The organism is Luteolibacter sp. Y139 (genome assembly GCF_038066715.1).
GTDB classification, from domain to species: Bacteria; Verrucomicrobiota; Verrucomicrobiia; order Verrucomicrobiales; family Akkermansiaceae; genus Haloferula; species Haloferula soli.
In genome coordinates this window covers 503,463-521,836 of the sequence record NZ_JBBUKT010000001.1, presented here as the reverse complement: position 1 = coordinate 521,836, position 18,374 = coordinate 503,463, and the positions used below count along the sequence as shown (strand labels likewise).

15 protein-coding genes and 1 tRNA gene are annotated in these 18,374 nt (G+C 62.6%); 8 read left to right on the top strand and 8 right to left on the bottom strand.

All coding sequences use genetic code 11. The features are described 5' to 3' along the window. The first annotated feature begins 58 nt into the window (after positions 1-58). Positions 59-1,255, top strand: a complete 1,197-nt coding sequence (locus WKV53_RS02330) for a metallophosphoesterase family protein (RefSeq protein ID WP_341402732.1) — start codon at positions 59-61, stop codon at positions 1,253-1,255. 202 nt (positions 1,256-1,457) lie between these two features. On the opposite strand, the gene WKV53_RS02325 is transcribed toward WKV53_RS02330, so the two are convergent. The 5 genes from WKV53_RS02325 to WKV53_RS02305 form a co-directional block, all read right to left on the bottom strand. Next, positions 1,458-1,853 carry a DMT family protein gene (locus tag WKV53_RS02325; protein WP_341402731.1) on the bottom strand — a complete coding sequence of 132 codons (396 nt, stop codon included), beginning with the start codon at positions 1,851-1,853 and terminating at the stop codon, positions 1,458-1,460. Positions 1,854-1,906: 53 nt separating this feature from the next. Then, the gene (locus tag WKV53_RS02320; RefSeq protein WP_341402730.1) at positions 1,907-3,100 is read right to left on the bottom strand and encodes a matrixin family metalloprotease; all 1,194 of its coding nucleotides are present in this window, start codon (positions 3,098-3,100) and stop codon (positions 1,907-1,909) included. A gap of 83 nt (positions 3,101-3,183) precedes the next feature. Continuing rightward, positions 3,184-4,224, bottom strand: coding sequence for an Lnb N-terminal periplasmic domain-containing protein (locus WKV53_RS02315; RefSeq protein ID WP_341402729.1), 1,041 nt, complete (start codon positions 4,222-4,224; stop codon positions 3,184-3,186). Next, positions 4,179-5,120, bottom strand: coding sequence for a DMT family transporter (locus WKV53_RS02310; RefSeq protein ID WP_341402728.1), 942 nt, complete (start codon positions 5,118-5,120; stop codon positions 4,179-4,181). The genes WKV53_RS02315 and WKV53_RS02310 overlap by 46 nt, the downstream gene beginning before the upstream one ends. A 25-nt stretch (positions 5,121-5,145) precedes the next feature. After that, the gene (locus WKV53_RS02305; RefSeq protein ID WP_341402727.1) at positions 5,146-5,685 is read right to left on the bottom strand and encodes a Uma2 family endonuclease; all 540 of its coding nucleotides are present in this window, start codon (positions 5,683-5,685) and stop codon (positions 5,146-5,148) included. Between the two features lie 124 nt (positions 5,686-5,809). Between WKV53_RS02305 and WKV53_RS02300 the strand changes: the two genes are divergently transcribed. The 3 genes from WKV53_RS02300 (at position 5,810) to WKV53_RS02290 (ending at position 13,590) form a co-directional block, all read left to right on the top strand. Further along, positions 5,810-8,047 carry a glycosyl hydrolase family 95 catalytic domain-containing protein gene (locus tag WKV53_RS02300; protein ID WP_341402726.1) on the top strand — a complete coding sequence of 746 codons (2,238 nt, stop codon included), beginning with the start codon at positions 5,810-5,812 and terminating at the stop codon, positions 8,045-8,047. Between the two features lie 153 nt (positions 8,048-8,200). Next, positions 8,201-12,904 carry a putative Ig domain-containing protein gene (locus WKV53_RS02295; RefSeq protein ID WP_341402725.1) on the top strand — a complete coding sequence of 1,568 codons (4,704 nt, stop codon included), beginning with the start codon at positions 8,201-8,203 and terminating at the stop codon, positions 12,902-12,904. Positions 12,905-13,122: 218 nt separating this feature from the next. Further along, complete coding sequence (locus WKV53_RS02290; protein WP_341402724.1) at positions 13,123-13,590, top strand: hypothetical protein; 468 nt, start codon at positions 13,123-13,125, stop codon at positions 13,588-13,590. A gap of 185 nt (positions 13,591-13,775) precedes the next feature. Here WKV53_RS02290 and WKV53_RS02285 read toward each other — a convergent pair. Then, positions 13,776-13,850 (bottom strand) — tRNA-Thr (locus WKV53_RS02285). A 123-nt stretch (positions 13,851-13,973) separates the two neighbouring features. Here WKV53_RS02285 and WKV53_RS02280 point away from each other — a divergent pair. From WKV53_RS02280 to WKV53_RS02270, 3 genes are read left to right on the top strand one after another with little or no spacing between them, the layout of a single operon-like run. Further along, positions 13,974-14,399 carry a DUF5069 domain-containing protein gene (locus tag WKV53_RS02280; protein ID WP_341402723.1) on the top strand — a complete coding sequence of 142 codons (426 nt, stop codon included), beginning with the start codon at positions 13,974-13,976 and terminating at the stop codon, positions 14,397-14,399. Further along, positions 14,396-14,689: a VF530 family protein gene (locus WKV53_RS02275; RefSeq protein ID WP_341402722.1), complete on the top strand. Its 294-nt coding sequence runs from the start codon at positions 14,396-14,398 to the stop codon at positions 14,687-14,689. Before WKV53_RS02280 ends, WKV53_RS02275 begins: the two co-directional genes overlap by 4 nt. Then, on the top strand, positions 14,686-15,648 hold the full coding sequence (locus WKV53_RS02270) for a heme-dependent oxidative N-demethylase family protein (protein WP_341402721.1): 963 nt from the start codon (positions 14,686-14,688) through the stop codon (positions 15,646-15,648). The genes WKV53_RS02275 and WKV53_RS02270 overlap by 4 nt, the downstream gene beginning before the upstream one ends. Positions 15,649-15,654: 6 nt before the next feature. Here WKV53_RS02270 and WKV53_RS02265 read toward each other — a convergent pair whose 3' ends face one another. Beyond that, the gene (locus WKV53_RS02265) at positions 15,655-16,557 is read right to left on the bottom strand and encodes a DMT family transporter (RefSeq protein WP_341402720.1); all 903 of its coding nucleotides are present in this window, start codon (positions 16,555-16,557) and stop codon (positions 15,655-15,657) included. Beyond that, positions 16,554-17,969, bottom strand: coding sequence for an aminotransferase-like domain-containing protein (locus WKV53_RS02260; RefSeq protein ID WP_341402719.1), 1,416 nt, complete (start codon positions 17,967-17,969; stop codon positions 16,554-16,556). The genes WKV53_RS02265 and WKV53_RS02260 overlap by 4 nt, the downstream gene beginning before the upstream one ends. A gap of 142 nt (positions 17,970-18,111) precedes the next feature. Between WKV53_RS02260 and WKV53_RS02255 the strand changes: the two genes are divergently transcribed. Next, positions 18,112-18,321, top strand: coding sequence for a hypothetical protein (locus WKV53_RS02255; protein WP_341402718.1), 210 nt, complete (start codon positions 18,112-18,114; stop codon positions 18,319-18,321). Positions 18,322-18,374: the final 53 nt, after the last annotated feature.

The following is an 18,374-nucleotide window of genomic DNA, read 5'->3' as shown; positions in this document are numbered from 1 at the left end:
GGTGAATTTGTGGGTTTTTTGAGATGAAAATGTCGATTTTGTGACGTATGGAGACGTCATGAAACGGCGTGGATTCCTTGGCAAAGTGGTTGGTGGAACGGTAGCCGGAGCGGCGGGAGTGGGTTCCGGGCAGGAGAAGGAGGCGGCAGCGGCGAGTGGTCCGCTGATGAAGACGCCGGCGGTGATCATGGCGCCGCGGCAGGATGGGGTGGAGGTGGTGTGGGCGGTTTCGAAGCTCTCGCGGGGTCGGGTGGAGTGGAAGGGGGAGGATGGCAGCAGTGGGACGGCGGCGGCGGACCGGTTCGGGTTCGTGCCGCAGGGAGATGAGATTTTGCGGGTGAAGGTGGATGGGCTGAAGCCGGGCGGGAAGTATCAGCTGCGCGCGATCGCCGAGGCGGCGGATGGGAGCGGGAAGGAGGAGGGGCCGTGGAAGAAATTCGGGACGCTGGATCCGGCGGCGAAGGAGACGAGCTTCGTGATCTGGAACGATACCCACCAGAATGCGCCGACGATCCAGAAGCTGCATGCCTCGACGCCGGGTGGGGATTTCCTGCTGTGGAATGGTGATACCTGCAATAACTGGGATCAGGAGGATTGGCTGGTGCCGACGCTGCTGCATCCGGCCGGGCAGGATGTGAGCGATGGCCGGCCGCTATTGCTGGTGTGGGGAAATCACGACGTGCGCGGGAAGTGGGCTTTCAAGATGCCGGAGATGGTGGCGACGCCGGGTGGGCGGCCATTCTATGCTTTCCGGAGCGGTCCGATGGCGGTGATCTGCCTGCACACGGGTGAAGACAAGCCGGATGATCACCCGAGCTTTGGTGGGCGGGTGGCATTCGAGAAGCTAAGGAAGGAGCAGGGGGAGTGGCTGAAGGAGGTGATCGCGCGGCCGGAATTCCGCGATGCGCCGTATCGGGTGGTGTTCTGCCACATTCCGTTGCGATGGAAGGAGGAGGTGGCGGATGCGGGGTATGAGAAGGGCGGCTACGATGCCTTTAGTAGATTCAGCCGCGAGGTGTGGCACGATGCGCTGGTGGCGTGGAAGACGCAGATCGTGATTTCCGGGCACACGCATCAGGCGGCGTGGATTCCGGGGACGAAGGAGTTTCCGTATGGGCAGCTTGTGGGAGGAGGGCCGCAGCCGGAGCGGGCGACGTGGATCGAGGGGAAGGCGGATGCGAAGGCGCTGACGTTTGTGATGAAGAATCTGGAGGGGAAGGTGGTGGAGAAGGTGGAGTTCGGGCCGGTGGTGTGAGGGAAGACCGGCCTGACCGGTATCGCGTCCCTACAGGCCGCCATGGCTGGTGTGGGGAAACCCAGGGCGACGCTTCGCTTGCCCTGGGCTTAGGGATTTCGCCCCGTTGGGGCTGGGAAGCTCCTTACGCCCAGCTTGTCGGTGGTGGTCCACACGCGTCGACGGAACGTCGACACCCCTTATTGCGGGGACGGCGCTTTGTTCAGCGTGCGGATTCGCTGGCTTCCACCTTGGCGTGCTCCATGGGCTTCGGGGCGGCCTTGTCGCGGAACATGAAGAAGACGGCGCCGCCCATGCAGAGGGCGGCGTAGAGGTAGTTCAGGGTGATCTTTTCCTTCAGGTAGAAGACGGCGAAGGGGACGAAGACGGAGAGGGTGATGACTTCCTGGAGGATCTTGAGCTGGCCGGTGGTGTAGGCGCTGGCGCCGATGCGGTTGGCGGGGACTTGGATGAGGTATTCGAACAAGGCAATGCCCCAGGAGAAGAGGGCGGCGATGATCCACGGTTTTTCCCGCATGTCCTTCAGGTGGGCGTACCACGCGAAGGTCATGAAGATATTCGAGAGCGTCAGGAGGCCGATGGTTTTGAGCAACGTCACTCGTCCCGAATAGCGCGGGTCGTGACGCGGTCAAGCGACAGTCACGGGTGCCGTCAATGGGCGCCGCACATGCAGCCTTCGACTCCGCCTGGCGGAGTCTCGGTGGAGAGGGGTCCGAAGGTAACGGGCGCAGCGAGCGGTGCGGGGGCGGCGGCAGGTTCGGTGGTCAGGCGGTAGAAGGCCTTTGGAAGGCCGGAGGCAGCCGATGAGAATTGCTGGGTGGAGCCATTTCCCGCCTGGGTCGAGAGGTCAGTCCATGAGCCCGCTGCGAGGGACGGGCTGCGCTGGAGCCGGTAGGTGAAGCCAGTGGTGCTGGGCCATGAGAAGACAAGCGGGCTGCCGGTGGGCCTGGGTTTCGGGGAGGTGAGATTCAGCGGTGGATCGAGTTGCCAGCCGACATCGCGCAGGGCGGCGAGATCGATGTCGGTTACCACCAGGTTGTTGGTGCTGCCCGAGGGAACGACTGGATCCATGAGTCCGACCTGCACGAGTCCGTGTGGAGAGCCAAACGAGCCGTAGGCCTTGCTGGGGACCCCCGGGTCGCCGTTCTTGTCGTCCTTCCAGTGGCCAGGACTCAAGGTATCAAGCGGGACGTTTCCGCCGTATACCTGCACCGCACGGGCGCCGGTGAAATTGCTGCCGGAGACCTTGGCGGTCCATGAAGGACACGTACCGATGCCGAGTGCGTGGCCGAGTTCATGAAGCGCGACGGAGAGGAAGGGGACGCCGCTGGCCGTGGGATTCGTCATGGAGAAGTTCCAGGACATGCCGGTATCGAAGCTGACGTATCCACCCCAGGGTCCGAAGTCGGTGGCGGGCGAGGCAATCGCGCCTGTCTGCCCACGGCAGCGGACCAGCGTGATCCAATCCGAGTCGCCGGAGATGCTGACTCCTCCATAGCCGCCCTTTCCGGCAGCACCGCCGAGAGCGCGGCCACCCGCGAAAATCACGATGGTATCGGCAGGGACGACAAAGCCCGGGACGACAAAGCTGGCAGTGCCTGTCCCGGGATGCTCGATCTTGCCGCTCCAAGTGTAGCCACTGGCGGCGGGGTTGATGGTGCCGAGCGAATCCTTGATCAGCGGTTCGTAGAAATCGGCGGCGGCCCTGAGGACCGTCTTGGCCTGAGGATTGGCTGTAAAAAACCCGTTCGTGTCGTAGTCGTAACGGATCTCAATTTTGATCGCGGAGGCACTGCCAGTTAGGGCAAGCAGCGCCACAGCCGGGAGGTGATGGCGGAATTTCATGGGAAGGGTAAAAGAACACCCCACTCAATCCCAACGACATCCTTAGGAAAATCTAATTTCTGACGTTTGCAGAAATTGCAGACTTACGGATCATATCCGGGCACTGTCTCGCGGATTTTTTTGGAGAACTCCGGATCATCTTGAGCGTGCATCGCGCGATCATCGACGTGGCCGCGCTCCTTGAGTTCGGGGAGGGGCATGTCCTTCACGGCGAAGAGGCCGCGCTCGGCGAAGAGTTCATCGAGCTTGCCATTAATGATGAGCCGTTTGTCGGGGATGAACTTCTTTTCGACGTTGAGCTGCGAGCGGATGGCGGTGGTGCAGTTCGCGGTGAGGACGTTGTAGAAGCGCGGCTTGGCGGCGAGGGCCTGGATCTGGGTGACGTACTCAAGAAAGCGCTCGCGGGCCTTGTCCGGCGGCGTGGCGAGGCGGAAGAGGTAGGCGTCCTCGCCCTCACGGATATTGGTGCGGACGCGGATGAAGTCGCGCTCGTCGCCGACGAGGTAGGTGAGTTCGTAGAGTTTATAGAGGCCGCCGAGGGCGGTGTAGGTCTCGCCCTTTTCGCGACGGGTCTCGATGGAGAAGGCGACCTGTCCTTCATCGCCGAAGTCGAAGGAGAAGATGGGGTGGGCGATCGATGGAGAGCCCCAGTAGTTGAGGAAGAAGTCGATGCCGCGGAGCTTGGACAGGTGGACGGTGCGGGTTTCCCAGCGCTCGGTGACGGTGCCATCGAGGGTGTAGCCGAAGTTGCGGAAATTGGTGAAGGTGACGGCGTCGCCCTCGACCTTGGCATTGGCGGTGCGGGCGTATTCCGGTGACCAGTCGCGGTCATTGCGGGGCTTCTTGAAGGACCACGGGATGATGACGATGGCGAGGCCGGCGGCGAAGGAGAGCCAGCGATCGCGCTTCGAGCGGGCGCGGAAGAGGAGGAAGACGGTGAGCGCGACCCAGAGGATGCCGAGGATCATGTTCCCCGATCCGGGAAAGGGGCCGTCGAAGTAGATCGCGCCGAAGCACCAGAGTGCGGGGATCAGCATCAGCAGCCGCAGCAGATTGCGGCCGATGAAGCAGAGGACTTTCACGGGGCCGGAGCGATGGCGGGAGGATGTGGACGGCGTTTCCATTGCATCAGGAGATTGGCGGCGAGGATGAGGGAGCCCCCTGCGACGAGTGAGAAGGTGAGGGATTCGTTCGGATAGCCGCTGTGGACAAGTTGACCTAACATGGCTGGCAGGAACAGCACGAAGGCGGCGGTGAAGACTGGCTCGGTGGTGTAGATGAGGCCGGCCTCGGTGGCGGAGACGCGGGGCTGCCAGGTATTCATGAGGCCATAGGCGCCGACCGAGCAGACGAGGGCGAGGACGAGGATGAGGGTGAAGGCCTGCCAGGTCGCGCCGGGTGAAATCAGGTGGGCGGGAGTGGGGGCGAGGAAGGCGACGACCGGGAGGAAGATCACGGCGATGGCCGCGCACATGGCGAAGGTGACGGGGATGCCGCGGTTTCCGTCATACTTCGGATTTTCCAGTGTGAGGATCTGGAAGGTGAAGATGAAGGCGGCGGCGAGGGTGGCGGCCTCGCCCCTGCCGATCTTGAGTTCGCCGGGTTTCACGCCGGAGAGGATGGCGCCGCCGATGATGACGAGCGCGGTGGCGGTGAGCACTTTCAGCGTCGGGGCACGGCGGGTCTTGATGCAGGCGACGAGCGGGAGGATCACGCAGTAGGCTTGGGTGAGGAAGGCGGAGGTGGAGGCTTCGGTGTAATTGAGTCCCCATGCTTGGAGTGCCATGCCTAGTCCACCCCAGAGGCCGAGCCGGGTGCCCTGGATGAGTTCCTTGCGCGTCGGCAACTGGTGCGCGATGAGCGGGATCATGATGGCTGCCGCCAAAGCGAAGCGGGCCATCTGCAGCCAGATCGCCAGAAAGGTCTCGGAAGCTCCCGGCAGCCGCGCGGTTTGCTCGAGGTTCAGCGCCTTGATGACGGGGAAGCTGACCGCCCACAAGACGCAGGCGAGGATGAGCATGGCGACGGGCACGCGGGAGCTTTGCCTAGCCGATCGATTCCGGGAAGTCCGGACAATGGAGCGACTTCCCGGCGGCTACCGAAGGGGCATCGCGCAGGAAGAAGGACATGCGTCCCTTGGTGTCGCAGAACCAGACCTCGTCGGCTCCGGCTTGGAAGAGAAGGGAACGCTTCTCTTCCATTTCGTTGCGGGTATTGCCGGGCGAAATCACCTCCACGCAAATCTCTGGAGCAATCACAAGGACTCCACTGCGGAGGGCTTGCGTTCGCCGTTCGGCCGAGATCCAGACAGAATCAATGCCGCGGATCCCTTTGGTCGTGGAGACGGGGCACTCCGTGGAGGCTCCGTCATGTCCCAGATGTTCGCCAAGCAGGCGTGCGATTCGATACTGGAATTGTGAATGCTCGAATGCCGGGGGAGGACTCATGAGGATGTGACCGTGTGCATCCGACTCGACCCGGCCTTCGATGGTGCGCACCTGAGGGTCGGCGCAGATTTCCTGCCAGCGCGCCAGATTGAAGGCGTGCCGGTCGCCGATTTCGGGGAGATCCAGAACGGCGTTCATGCCTCATCACTCTAGCGGAAGGGCTGGATGGTGCAAGGCTGCGGGTCTCTGGGGTGCATGGATAAATTTGTATGACAAATGTGGCTTGCCGTTCTGTGGAGTCGTTTGGCAGCGTGGGGATTCCATGAAAGCCCTGTTTGCCGCGTTGTTGGTTTTTGCTTCGGTGTTTCCGGCGTCGGGGTTGGAGGAGAGGGTTGATTGGCGGTCCTTTCTCGCGGGGCACGATCCGGTTTGGAACCGGATGGGGAAGGAGTGGTGGGAGGCTCCGTTCGTGGGGGATGGCGAGCTGGGGATGATGGCGCGGCTCGGGGGAGAGCGGGTGATGAGTTTTCAGGTGGGGAGCAATCGGGTGCATGATCATCGGACGGATGATGTGTGGCAGGGGAAGGTGCTGGATGCGATCGAGGTGCAGAACCGGGGGCGGCTTCCGGTGGGGAGCTTCGAGTTGAAGACGGAGGGGAAGATTGATGCGGGGAAGAGCACGGCCCGCATTGATCTGTGGAATGCGGAGGCGCGTGGGACGGTGGTGACGGATCGCGGCGAGATCGCGTGGCGGATGTTCATTCACGCGACGAACGGGACGGGCGTGATCGAGTTGAAGCGGAGTGGCGGGGAGAGCGGTGCCACGCTGGAGTTCGTGGCCGAGCCTTCGGTGAGCCCGCGGGAGAGCAAGCTGCCGGCGGAGTTTCGCAAAGAACGGGTTCCGAATCCTTCGCTGAAGTACGAGGGAGATCGTAGCAAGGGGCATTTGGATCAAGCCCTTGCTGCCGGGGGAGGATACGTCACGGCGTGGGAGGAGAAGGAGGGCAGGTTGTTTTGGACGACGATGTACGATCTCAAGGAGGTCCCTGTGGCATTCGCGCAGGAACGGGTGAAGGCATCGGCATCGGCTGCTTTTGCTTCGCTTGAGAGTTCGCACCGCGAGTGGTGGCACCAGTGGTATCCGAAGAGCTTCTTCAGCTTCGGTGATCCCTATTGGGAGTCCTTTTACTGGATCCAGGTTTACAAGATGGCGTCGGCGACGCGGGCGGAGCGGGGTTTGATCGACAATAGCGGGCCGTGGTTCCAGCCGTCGGGTTGGTCGGCGACGTGGTGGAATCTGAATGTGCAGCTCAGCTACTCACCGTTTTATTCATCGGCCCGTTATGCGGAGGCGGGGGCGGTGCCGAGGCATCTGGCGGCGGGGCTGGATGGGATGATCCGTTCGGTGGAGGAGAAGTATCGGGCGGACTCGGCGGCGCTGTGCCGAAATACGGGGCCGGATCTTTTTGGATGGGCGGGGGAGCCGGGCGGACGTGCGATCCGGGAGCGTGCGGATATCGGGATGGAGGCGGGGAACCTGTTGTGGATGTGCCACAATCTCTATCGGCACTATCGGGTGTCGATGGATGAGAAGATGGGGAAGGAGCAGCTTTTCCCGCTGCTGAAGCGGGCGGTGAATTACCACCGGCATTTCCTTGCCGAAGGGGCTGATGGCTTCCTGCATCTGCCGAAGACGCATAGCCCGGAGTATGGCGAGGCGCCTGATGCGAACTACGATCTCGCGGGGCTGAGGTGGGGTTGCCGGACCTTGTTAGAGCTGGATGGGAAATTTGGCACGAAGGATCCGCTGGTGCCGGAGTGGAAGCGGATCCTTGAGAAGCTGGTGCCGTTTCCGAAGAATGAGCATTCGTATTTCATCGGGGCGGGGATGCCGTTTGAGAAAAGTCACCGGCATTGGTCGCACCTGCTGATGATCTATCCGTATGGGCTGGTGACGCCGGAGAGCGATGGGGCGGAGTGGATCAAGTCGAACCTGGATCACTGGCACTCGAAGAAGGGGGCGCTGCAGGGATACTCCTTCACCGGAGGCATCGCGATGTCGGCGATCCTCGGGGATGGGGCGCGGGCGCAGGGCTTGCTTGATGGCTTCCAGAAATTCATTCAGCCCAACACGCTCTACAAGGAAGGCACCGCGCCGGTGATGGAGACGCCGCTGCATGGTGCGGCGGTGTTGCAGGAGATGGCTTTCCGCAGCCAGAATGGGGTGATTCATGTCTTTCCGGCGTTGTCGCCGAAGTGGGAGCGGACGGTTTTCCGCGGCTTCACGGCAGAGGGTGGTTTCGAGGTGAGTGCCGCGGCGGGGCAGGGGAAGGTGCGGTGGATCATCCTGACTGCGCCGCATGGTGGGGAGGTGGTGCTCGAGGCCAAGGGTGTGGGCGCGTTGAAGCGTGAGGCGAAGGACATGAGCGCGGAGGTTCTTTCGCCGGACCGGCTCAAGCTGGTTTGCCAAGCGGGTGGAAGGATCGACCTTTATGATGGCACGACTCCAGTGGTTGAGGCGGTGGGAGGGAAGGGTACGAATCCTTTCGGATTGAAGTGAGGGAGGCTATAGAGATCGCTTCTTGAAGAAATCCGAAGCATTTTGTTGCATAAAGTTGCATTATTTGGATGTTGGGTGCGTATGAGCGACAGGGGGCCAGTCGGCGGCCTTCCCGATCCTGCATTATAGGATACGCTTTGAACGACCTGACTGATGAAACACCCGATCCTTTCCACTCTATTCTGCGCGCTGGGCTTACTGGTTCCCCAAGCGGCGAAGGCGGCGACGTTCAGCGCGTCCGGCTTCGTGCAGGAGACGATCTATCAGGGCAATGGCATGATCTCGATGCGCTTCGATTTCGCGGGGCGCTTGTGGGTGTGCGAGAAGCAGGGGCGGGTGCTGGTGCTTTCGCCGACTTCGGCGACGACCTTCGGGGCGCCGGTGGTGTTCGCGAATCTGGTATCGCAGGTGACCACGACTGCGGAGAGCGGGATGACGGGGATGACGCTGGATCCCGATTTCCAGAACAACCGCTACCTCTACGTGCTCTACGCGACCGCGACGGACCAGCGGATCGTGCGTATGACTTCGAACGCGGCATTTACCGCGGTAGTGCCGGGTTCAGAGGTGATACTGCTCAGCGGGCTGCCGAACACGGTGGGGATTCACAAGGCGGGGGACATCGCTTTCCATCCCAACGATCCGCACAATCTCTATGTGATGATCGGGGACGACGGGAACCGTGATCTGGTGGGCGACCTGAGTCTCTACAACGGGAAGATTCTCAAGATCAGCTCTTCCGACGGGAAGGGGCTGGCGACGAATCCCTACTATGCCGGTGATGTGAATGCGGTGCGGGCGAGGATCTGGTCGGCGCGCTACCGGAATCCTTTCCGCTTCACCTTTGACCCCGCCGCGCCGATTCCGGATGTGCTCTACGTTTCGGAAAATGGCGACGGGACGGACCGCATCACGCGCATCGAGAAAGGGGCGGATGGCGGTTGGCCGGACCAGTTCACGGGCAACTCCGGCGATGGCAAGCGGAAGGTCCTGGACACTTCCTCGCCCTCGAAGACGGGAATCGCGATCATCCGCAGCGGGCCGCTTTCGGTCGGTGGCGCGCCGACGCTCTACAATTCGCGCCATAGCAGCGAGGTGCGGCGGTGGACGCTGACGGGCGCGAACCTGGATACGCTGACGCCGGTGCCGGCGGATGGGGGCGGTGCGTTTGCCGACAACTTCGGTCACAATATCGCGAGCTTCACGGCGGGTCCGGATGGGGCGCTATATTACACCTCGTGCGATCAGGGTGCGGCGACTGGCACCGATAACCGGCTGGCGCGGATCCGGTTTGTGGGTGGGACGCAGCCGGTGGCGGCTTTCACGGCGACGCCGCAGAGCGGGCAGTCGCCATTGCAGGTGAGCTTTACGGATGGTTCGACTGCGCCGGGGAGCAGCGTGAGCTCGTGGAGCTGGAATTTCGGTGATGGCGGTGTTTCGGCTGCGCAGAATCCGGTTCACACTTATACGGCGCCCGGGGTTTATGAGGTGACGCTGACGATTGCGAACGCGCAGGGTTTGCAGGACTCGGAGGTCAGGACGGTGACCTCGTATCATGCGACGACGATTACTCTAACAGGTCAGATCGAGGATGGGCGGACGCTGCCGGCGAGCGGACTCGCGGCGGCTACGGAGCTGCGTTTCTATCAGAAGGATGGCGTGACGCCGTTGGCGGTGTCGGGAGGCACGGGCGGAGCAGGCAATGCGCTTGCGGTCGCGGCGGGCGGGGGGATCAATGTGACTTTCTCGGCGCAGATCACGGGCAACGCGATGGTGGTGTCGGCGGGTGAGCCGGCTGGTGATGGGGTGGAGGTGGCGTATGCGGGGGTGGCGCTTTCGACCACTGGAGCGAGCCAGGCTGCATCGGTGGACTTCCATCTTTCCAATACGATGCTGCGCGGTCGTGCGCTGGATACGAAGGGTGCGCCTGCGCAAGTGGATGTGGGGATTTCGCGGGGTGCGGCGGGAAGCTATCAGGATTTCGCAGGTGGGCGGGATTTCCTTCCCGGGTCGGGTATTCCGGCGAGCGGAGTGGATCATCGCCTGGTGGCGGATGTGCTGGGCTACTATCACGTGCCGATTCCCACGGGAGCGGGCAATGCGACTTTCCATCTCGATACGAGCGCCGACACGCTGGCTGCGAGCCATGGCAAGGTGAAGGCGACCGCGGCGGTGGGTGGCAGCGGAACCGTGGTGAAGGATCTAACCATCGGGCTGTATCACGGTGGCTTGAACGAGGTGGATCTGTCGGGCATCGCGGTGACGCCGAATGTGAATTTCGAGACGCAGATCAAGCCGATCCTGAGCAGCTTGTGCTCGGCTTGCCACAATGACATCGCCACTAACAGCTTCGGCCTCGATTTGCAGGCGGCTGCGGTTTACAGCGAGCTGGTCGACAAGGAGAGCGGCGAAGCGCCGGGGGTGAAGCTGGTGCAGTCCGGCTCCGCTGCGCGCAGTTACTTGATGGAGAAGCTGGGGGCTTCGCCGCCGCAGGTGGGGACCTCGATGCGTCCGGGTGATCCGATGTCGCTGGCGCAGCAGGCGCTCATTCGCGACTGGATCAACCAGCTCACGCCGCCGGATCCAGACGCGCCGCCGGAGATCGACAGCGCGCTGGCGAAGTCGGCGGTGGTTGGGGTGCCGTTCATCTATCAGATCACGGCGATCAATTTGCCGGTCAGCTTCGATGCCACGAACTTGCCGGCGGGGTTGTTGCTGAATTCCTCGACGGGAGTGATTTCGGGAACGCCCACGCTTGCGGGCACTGTGGAGAGCACGATCACCGCGACGAATGACAATGGGACGGGGTCGGCAACGCTGGTCTTCACGATCACGGCGGGACCGCCGCCGGTGATCACGAGTCCGCTGGCCGCGACCGGTGCGGTGAATGTGGCATTCTCCTACATCATCGGGGCGCAGAACAATCCGGTGAGCTTCACCGCGAGCGGGCTGCCGTCGGGTTTTGCCTTCAATACGACGACGGGTGAAATCTCCGGCACTCCGACCCAGACGGGATCGAGCACGGTGACGATCACGGCGACGAATGCCAATGGCACGGACAGCGAGACGCTGAGCCTTTCGTTCATCGCGAACCTTTCAGTGGGCAGGACGACCGATGCCTCGAGCAGCATCAATGCGGGGAGCACCGGAGCAGCGGCGGTGGACCTGGACTTCAATGGAAGCCGGTGGGAGTCGATCCATGGCGTGGATCCACAGTGGATGTCGATCGATCTCGGTGCGCTGAAGGAGATCCGGAAGATCGTGCTGAAGTGGGAGAATGCCGGCGGCAAGGATTACAAGCTGCAGGTGTCCGACAATGCGGGCGGCCCGTGGGTCGACATGGTGACGGTGACGGGGAACACGACGACGGGCACGAACCTAGTCTATGACAATCTGGATTTCACCGGCCGTTATGTGCGGATGTACGGCACGGCTCGTACTATGCCGTATGGCTATTCGCTCTACAACTTCGAGGTGTGGGGCATGGACTTCGATGAAAGCGTGCTGCCGCCGGTGATCACGAGCGGGCTCACGGCGAGCTGCATCGTTAACACTGCCTTCAGCTACCAGATCGCGGCCACGCATTACCCAAGCAGCTACGGGGCAACCGGGTTGCCCGCAGGTTTGCAGATCAATACCGCAACGGGGCAGATCCATGGGACGCCTACGTCTGCCGGGACCAGTAACGTCGGGATCTCGGCGACGAATGCCAATGGGACCGCGAATGCGACGCTGTCGCTGACGGTGACCACCGGTCCGGTGCCGGACATCACCAGCGCTGCGACGGCGAATGGCACGGTGGGCAGTCCTTTCAGCTATACGATTGCCGCGACGAATACGCCTACGAGTTTCGCCGCCACCGGCTTGCCCGGCGAGCTTTCCCTCAACACGTCCACGGGCGTGATCTCCGGGACGCCTTCGGTGGCTTTCTCGGGGAATGTCACGATCTCCGCCACCAATGCGCACGGCACGGACACGGCGACGCTCACGCTGGTGATCGCGCCGAACATTGTGAACCTGTCCGTCGGTCGGCCGACCGATGCCTCGAGCAGCATCAATGGCAACAGCACGGGTGCCGCGGCGGTGGACCTGAACTTCACCACCAGCCGGTGGGAATCGATCCATGGCGTGGATCCGCAGTGGATGTGGATCGATCTGGGTGCGACGAAGTCGATCCGCAAGGTGGTTCTGAAGTGGGAGAACGCAGGTGGGAAGAACTACAAGCTGCAGGTGGCCGATTCCTCGAATGGTCCGTGGGCCGACATGGTGACGGTGACGAATAACAACACGACCGGCACGGATCTCACCTACGACAATCTGAATTTCACGGGGCGCTATGTCCGGATGTACGGCACCACTCGTACTACGGGCTACGGTTACTCGCTCTACAACTTCGAGGTGTGGGGCAGCGACCCGCCGCCGGTGTCGCCGTTCGATGCGTGGCGCGTGGCACAGTTTGGCGGGCTGGCCGATGGTCCTGATGCGCTGCCCGGAGCCGACTTCGATCGCGACGGCGTGGCGAACGTGCTGGAATTCGTGCTGGGCACGGATCCGAAGGTCGCGGGGACGAATCCCGGTTACTCCGCCGTGGTCGGGGCTGCGAACAAGATGGTGTTTTCCTTCACGCGTCCGCCGCAGATGGCGGGGGTGACGATCACGATCAGCGCTTCGGATTCGCTGGCCGGGGGAGGTTGGACGACCTTGGCCACGAAGGTGGGGGATGGTGCCTGGACCGTGGCCCCGGGGGCAGCAGTGCAGGATGCCGGAACGGGGCCGGTGATCGTGACGGATTCAAAGACGCTTCCCGGCAATCCGCTGCGGCGTTTCCTGCGCCTGGGGGCGGAAATCACGCCGTAGGTTCCGGTCTCAGGTTTCCAGCGTTGGCTGGACTGAACGGGCTGAAAGTGGAGCCGATGAAGGGAATTGAACCCCCGACCTGATCATTACGAATGCGCATGCAAAGGGCCGATTTATAAGGGATCTGTCCGCGTGGGCGCGGAAGCTCCCACTGCCTGCCAGAATCAGCTTTTCGATTTCCGCTTCACCCCGGCGGCAGGCATGATATCCCGGCCACGATGAAACTCCTCCCCTTGCTTGCCTTGGCGTTGGTGACAGTTGCGAATGCCCGCTTTGAAGAGACCCGTGAACAATGCGAAAAGCGGTACGGGAAAGGCACCCCGCAGGACAAGCGGCCTTCCGCGATTCAGTTCAGCAAGAACGGCATCAGCATCGTCGCGCACTTTGGGCAGGACGGGAAATGCGACCACATCGAGTTTAAAAGCGCTGTAGGCTTCAACAGCGACGAAGTTGATTACCTCGTGAAGGTCAATGCATGGGCGAGAGAGCCGAGACGCAATGGAGCAAGTCCAGATGACGGAATCGCTCAATCTTGGATGGCGGGCAAGCCGGGAGAGTATTTGGCAGCAGTCACTGAGAAGTGGGATCGGGTCATCATCTGCAATCAGACAGGGCTGGAATGGAACAGAAAGATTGACGGGGTGGGAGCGACGAAGAATCCACCGAAGGCAGTTGAGGGCTTCTAAAGAAGCGCCGCTGCCGTTCGCCCTCCGCTGACATGGACGCCGGCACTGAAACCAACCATCCGTCGGCATTCTCGACCGGATCAAATTGAGGGCGGCGGGGCATGTTTCACCTGCCATTATTGCCACTAACCCACTACGGTAAGGTGCAACCAAGTGCGGGTAGGTGCAGGTAAACCCTTATAAAATGGAGCCGATGAAGGGAATTGAACCCCCGACCTGATCATTACGAATGACCTGCTCTACCCCTGAGCTACATCGGCGTTACCTTGCGGAACGGGCGGGAATGAACCAGACGCGGCCCGGTCAGGCAAGCGGATTTCCCGCGGGGGGCCGGGGTGTGTCATGACGATTGCACGGCGGGCCGATCCTGCGAGAGTCCGGGCATGCCCCGCTTTCCTCGCAGTGCCTACGATCAGACCCAGGGACTCGTCTATTTCCCGCGGATGTGTGACAAAATCCGGCTGCACGCAGCCGGGGAGCTTCCCGAGGTCTATCATGACTATCTCGGAAAGGGATTCGACGGGCGGATTTGTGCGTTCCTGCGGGTGGACTATGCGGACGTGAAGGCCCGCATTCTCGGCGGGGCGAGTGATGAGGAGACGTTTGCGTGGTGCCTCGGCGAGGGGCGCGGGCTGCATGCGATCGACTATGTCGTGTGGAACGGCTTTGCCCGGAAGCGCGGTTGGCGGGATGATGATGGTGGGACGGAGATGTTCGAGAAGTTCAAGACCGATGGGGGCTTCGCGGATCGCGCGGAGTTGATGACGATGTTCGATTTCTACGAGTACGACGAAGGTCGCAAGGCATGAGCGAGGAAGCCATGAGAGAGGGAGAGGCACCACGGGAGCATCCGAGGGATCCGCTGCATGGGGTGACGCTGGAGACGATCGTCCGCACGCTGCAGGAGCGCTACGGGTGGGAAGAAATGGGGCGGCGGATCCGTGTCCGGTGCTTCCTTGATAACCCGAGCATCAAGTCCAGCCTCACGTTTCTGCGGAAGACCCCGTGGGCGCGCGAGAAAGTGGAAGGGTGGTACTTGTGGGATTTGCGGCGATTCCCCGGCGCATCGGGCTCCAAGAATCCGCATGAGGGAGCATGACCCGTGCTTCCCTGCCCGTTGCCTGCCGCTACTTCCCGCTCGCGCACGGGAAGTATGAGGTGGCCGCGGGCCTCCGGGCCTTGGGCAGCGAATCGGGCAATGGAGCGACGGACGCGAAGGTGTTTCAGTTCGATGCGGAGTATCCGCGTTATCGTGAGGGCAAGTTGGCCGCGCGGGCGGAGTGGTTGGAGAAATACCATCCGCAGAGCGTGGGGCTGGATGATGCGTCCTCGGCGGAAATCAATCGCTTCATCATCGAATCCCTTGCCAGGGATTGGCCGGAGTATTTTCAATTGGTGGAGGGGCGGGCGTTGGAGTGCGCGCTCAGTTCCGAGCGGATTGTCTTCGACGAGGGGTATCGATTGATCTCCGCCACACAGGCCACCCCGCCCTATCGGGACCTGTTTGATGCCTTGGCCTCGCAATTGCAGGAGGATCTCGCCATCTGGCGGCGCGATCCCGACGGCGATCCCCAAGGCTGGCTCGCGGCGATCCATCTGTGCTTCCCGAATCATTGGGCGGCGGAGGAAAAGATCGGCAAGCCCTTCAATGCCGTGCACCAGCCGGTCGCGGGGTTTGGGAAGCTGGCAAAGGCGGCTCCTTCGCTGGTGGGGATGATGGTGGAGAAGGGGCCTTTCGTGCGTTTCGCGTGGGGGATCGGCACGGACCGGGACTTGAACCATCATCCGGGAAATGAGTTTCAGGGGCGGGCCTTTAGTACGACGGTTCCCGTACTTGAGCTGAGGATTGAACGGCAGACGCTGACTTCCTTTCCGGAAGCTGGGGCTTCCTTGTTCACGATCCGGACTTACTTTCTGGACGTGGCGAAGGAGATCTCCGGCGAGGAGCGTGAGGCATTGGTGAGCGCGATTGATTCGATGACGGCGGAATCGCTGGCTTACAAGGGGCTGGATGGGAGCAAGGAGGCAATCAAGGCTTGGCTGGGATCGCTGCGATAAGAGCATTCACGCCACCACCCTCGGGGCGCGCCGGAATAGTGGCTTCCGCGATGGCTTTGCGCGTCCTGCCAGGATGAAAAGAGCTACCAGGGCCGCGCAGGCGACGGGTTGCCAGCCGAAGCGTTCGCCGAGGAAGGCCATGGCGAAGAGGAAGGTGAAGAAGGGCTGGAGCAGCTGAAGCTGGCCGACCTTTGCGACGCCGCCGAGCGAGAGGCCGTGATACCAGGCGAACATGCCGAGGAAGGAGCTGACCAGGCTGAGGTAGAAGAAGCCTGCCCACGATGATGGGGTGGCGTGGATGCCGTGGCGTTGGATGAGCCAGATGAGCGGACCGAGGATGAAGGGCAGCGCTGCGACGATGGACCAGCACATGACTTGCCAGCCGCCGAGTTCACGCGAGAGACGTCCGCCTTCGGCGTAGCCAATGGCGGCGGAGGCGACGGCTAACAGAAGTGCGCCGTCTGCTGGAGTCAGCTTGCCGCTGCTGGAGGACAGGGCGAAGACGACGACGGTGGCGCTGCCGGCGAGGCTGCAGATCCAGAAGCGACGCGAGGGATTTTCCCCGGCGCGGAGGAAGGCGGCGCAGGCGGTGGCGAGTGGAAGGAGGCCGAGGACCACGCCGCCGTGTGAGGCATCAACGCGTTGCATGGCCCAGCCGATGGACAGCGGGAAGCCGATGAGCACGCCGAGGATGACGATGGCGAGGCGCTGCCATTGATCGCGGGATGGGAAGGGCTGCTTTGTTAGAAGAAGCAGGAAGGCGGCGGGGATCGATGCCACGGCGGCGCGACCGAGGCCGACGACGGCGGGATCGAGCGAGGCGACCGCGAGTCGTGTGGCGGGCAGCGTGAGGCCGAATGCCATCACGCCGGACAGGCCGAAGAGCATGCCTTTTTGTGATGCATTCACGGTGCGAAATGGGGTGCGAGTTTTCCGAGCGTGGAAATGGCTTCCAAGGTGCGTTCGCCGAAGGCGAAGCCGCAGCTGAGGCGGAAGCAGTGATTGAGGCCGCCGGATGCGGAGAAGATGGTGCCGGGCGAGAGGCTGATGCCTTTCTTCAGGGCTGCCTGGGTGAAGGCCTGTGAATCGAAGCCGGCGGGCATTTCCACCCAGAGGACGAAGCCGCCGGCGGGGCGATTGACGCGGGCGTAGTCGGGGAAGTGGCGCAGCACGGCCTCGCGGGTTTGGGCGCATTGGCCGGCGTAGAGCCCGCGGATGCGGCGGAGGTGGCGATCGTAGCCGCCGGCATCTAACAGACCGGCGATGACCAGCTCGGAGAGGGTGCCGTTCCACGGGCATTGGATGCTCTTGAGGCGGCGGATTTCCGCGAGGTGAGGGCCGGGAACGAGCCAGCCGACGCGGAGGCCGGGGGCGATGGTCTTTGAAACGGAGCCGCAGTGGATCACGCGATCGCTGTGGGCGGCGATCGAGGGCGGGCGAACGCCATCGTGCGAGAGATCGCCATAGACATCGTCCTCGATGATGGTGAAGCCATGCTTCGCGGCGAGGCCAGCGAGGGCTTTCTTGTTCGCCTCCGGCATGAGGCTGCCGATGGGATTCTGGAAATGCGGCTGCACCACGCAGGCGGTGATGGCGTGCTTCTTCAGCGCCGTGGCCAAGGCCTCGACGACGAGGCCGGTCCGGGGATCGACGGGGATCTCGATGACGCGCAGGCCGAGATTGCGGATGATATTGAGGGTGCCGAAGTAGGCCGGGGTCTCCACGGCCACGAGGTCGCCGGTCTTGCAGGTCGCCTGGAGGGCGAGATTCAAGCCTTCGGTGCCGCCCTGGGTGGTGATGATGTCGTCCGGTGCGACCTTCAGGCCGATGTCGAAGAGGCGTCGCGAGAGGGCGGTGCGGAGTTCGCGGCGGCCCTGGGGCGGGGTGTAGCGGAGGGCTTCCGCGCCGTGCTTCCTCATGACCTCGCGGGTGATGGCGGCGAGCTTCGCTTCCGGGACGATGCCGTCTCCCGGTGCGGCCGTGCCGAAGGGCACGAAGGTGGGATCGCCGGCGGTGTCCATGAGCGTCTCGACGATGGAGCCGACCTTGAGCGGCTTCGAGGCACGGGTGGCGGTGGTGGGAAAGCGGTCGGCCGTGATTTTCGGCGGGGCGACGTAGTAGCCTGAGCGCGGGCGGGCCTCGATGAAGCCCTCGTCCTCGAGGTGGCGATAGGTCTCCATCACCGTGGAGATGCTCACGCGGTGCTCGCGGCTGGTGTGGCGGATGGAGGGAAAGCGCGAGCCTGCGGGAAAGGTGCCGGCACGGATGAGTCCGGCGAGCTTTTCCGAAAGCTCCTGGTGCAGCGGCGCGGCGGTCGGCATGGCACGATCTTGGGCGGTTTACCCGTGGCTTCCAGATACAGCCGGGGTGAAACGGATGCAGTACAGATTCTGTACTCCGGCGAATTTATTTCAGCTGTACCTGTCGACGGCGGTGGATTCCGGCAAAGTCGGTTCGTCCGCCATGCCACTCGTCATCAAACTGCTCGTCGTCGCCTTCCTGATCTTCTGGACCTTTGTCGGAGGTTGGCTGATCGCGAAATATGGCGCGCTTTTCGGTCCGCACCACGACCATCGTGCGGAGACTCCGGGAGCGCGTAGTTTCGGCCTCGCGCATATCGGTGCGGTGTGGGTAGGGGCGTTCGCGCTGGGGGTGTGGTTTTTGTTCCTGTGAAGCGGTTCTGCGGAACGAGGGGGAAGGTTTGGTAATCTTCCGACTGGCGAATC

What these genes read in the sequence shown, in the direction of transcription:
- WKV53_RS02270 (WP_341402721.1), top strand. Translation starts at nt 14,686, where the DNA reads ATGACCCGTGCTTCCCTGCCCGTTGCCTGCCGCTACTTCCCGCTCGCG.
- WKV53_RS02280 (WP_341402723.1), top strand. Translation starts at nt 13,974, where the DNA reads ATGCCCCGCTTTCCTCGCAGTGCCTACGATCAGACCCAGGGACTCGTC.
- WKV53_RS02315 (WP_341402729.1), bottom strand. Translation starts at nt 4,224, where the DNA reads ATGGAAACGCCGTCCACATCCTCCCGCCATCGCTCCGGCCCCGTGAAA.
- WKV53_RS02290 (WP_341402724.1), top strand. Translation starts at nt 13,123, where the DNA reads ATGAAACTCCTCCCCTTGCTTGCCTTGGCGTTGGTGACAGTTGCGAAT.
- WKV53_RS02275 (WP_341402722.1), top strand. Translation starts at nt 14,396, where the DNA reads ATGAGCGAGGAAGCCATGAGAGAGGGAGAGGCACCACGGGAGCATCCG.
- WKV53_RS02260 (WP_341402719.1), bottom strand. Translation starts at nt 17,969, where the DNA reads ATGCCGACCGCCGCGCCGCTGCACCAGGAGCTTTCGGAAAAGCTCGCC.
- WKV53_RS02330 (WP_341402732.1), top strand. Translation starts at nt 59, where the DNA reads ATGAAACGGCGTGGATTCCTTGGCAAAGTGGTTGGTGGAACGGTAGCC.
- WKV53_RS02305 (WP_341402727.1), bottom strand. Translation starts at nt 5,685, where the DNA reads ATGAACGCCGTTCTGGATCTCCCCGAAATCGGCGACCGGCACGCCTTC.
- WKV53_RS02320 (WP_341402730.1), bottom strand. Translation starts at nt 3,100, where the DNA reads ATGAAATTCCGCCATCACCTCCCGGCTGTGGCGCTGCTTGCCCTAACT.
- WKV53_RS02255 (WP_341402718.1), top strand. Translation starts at nt 18,112, where the DNA reads ATGCCACTCGTCATCAAACTGCTCGTCGTCGCCTTCCTGATCTTCTGG.
- WKV53_RS02295 (WP_341402725.1), top strand. Translation starts at nt 8,201, where the DNA reads ATGAAACACCCGATCCTTTCCACTCTATTCTGCGCGCTGGGCTTACTG.
- WKV53_RS02300 (WP_341402726.1), top strand. Translation starts at nt 5,810, where the DNA reads ATGAAAGCCCTGTTTGCCGCGTTGTTGGTTTTTGCTTCGGTGTTTCCG.
- WKV53_RS02310 (WP_341402728.1), bottom strand. Translation starts at nt 5,120, where the DNA reads ATGCTCATCCTCGCCTGCGTCTTGTGGGCGGTCAGCTTCCCCGTCATC.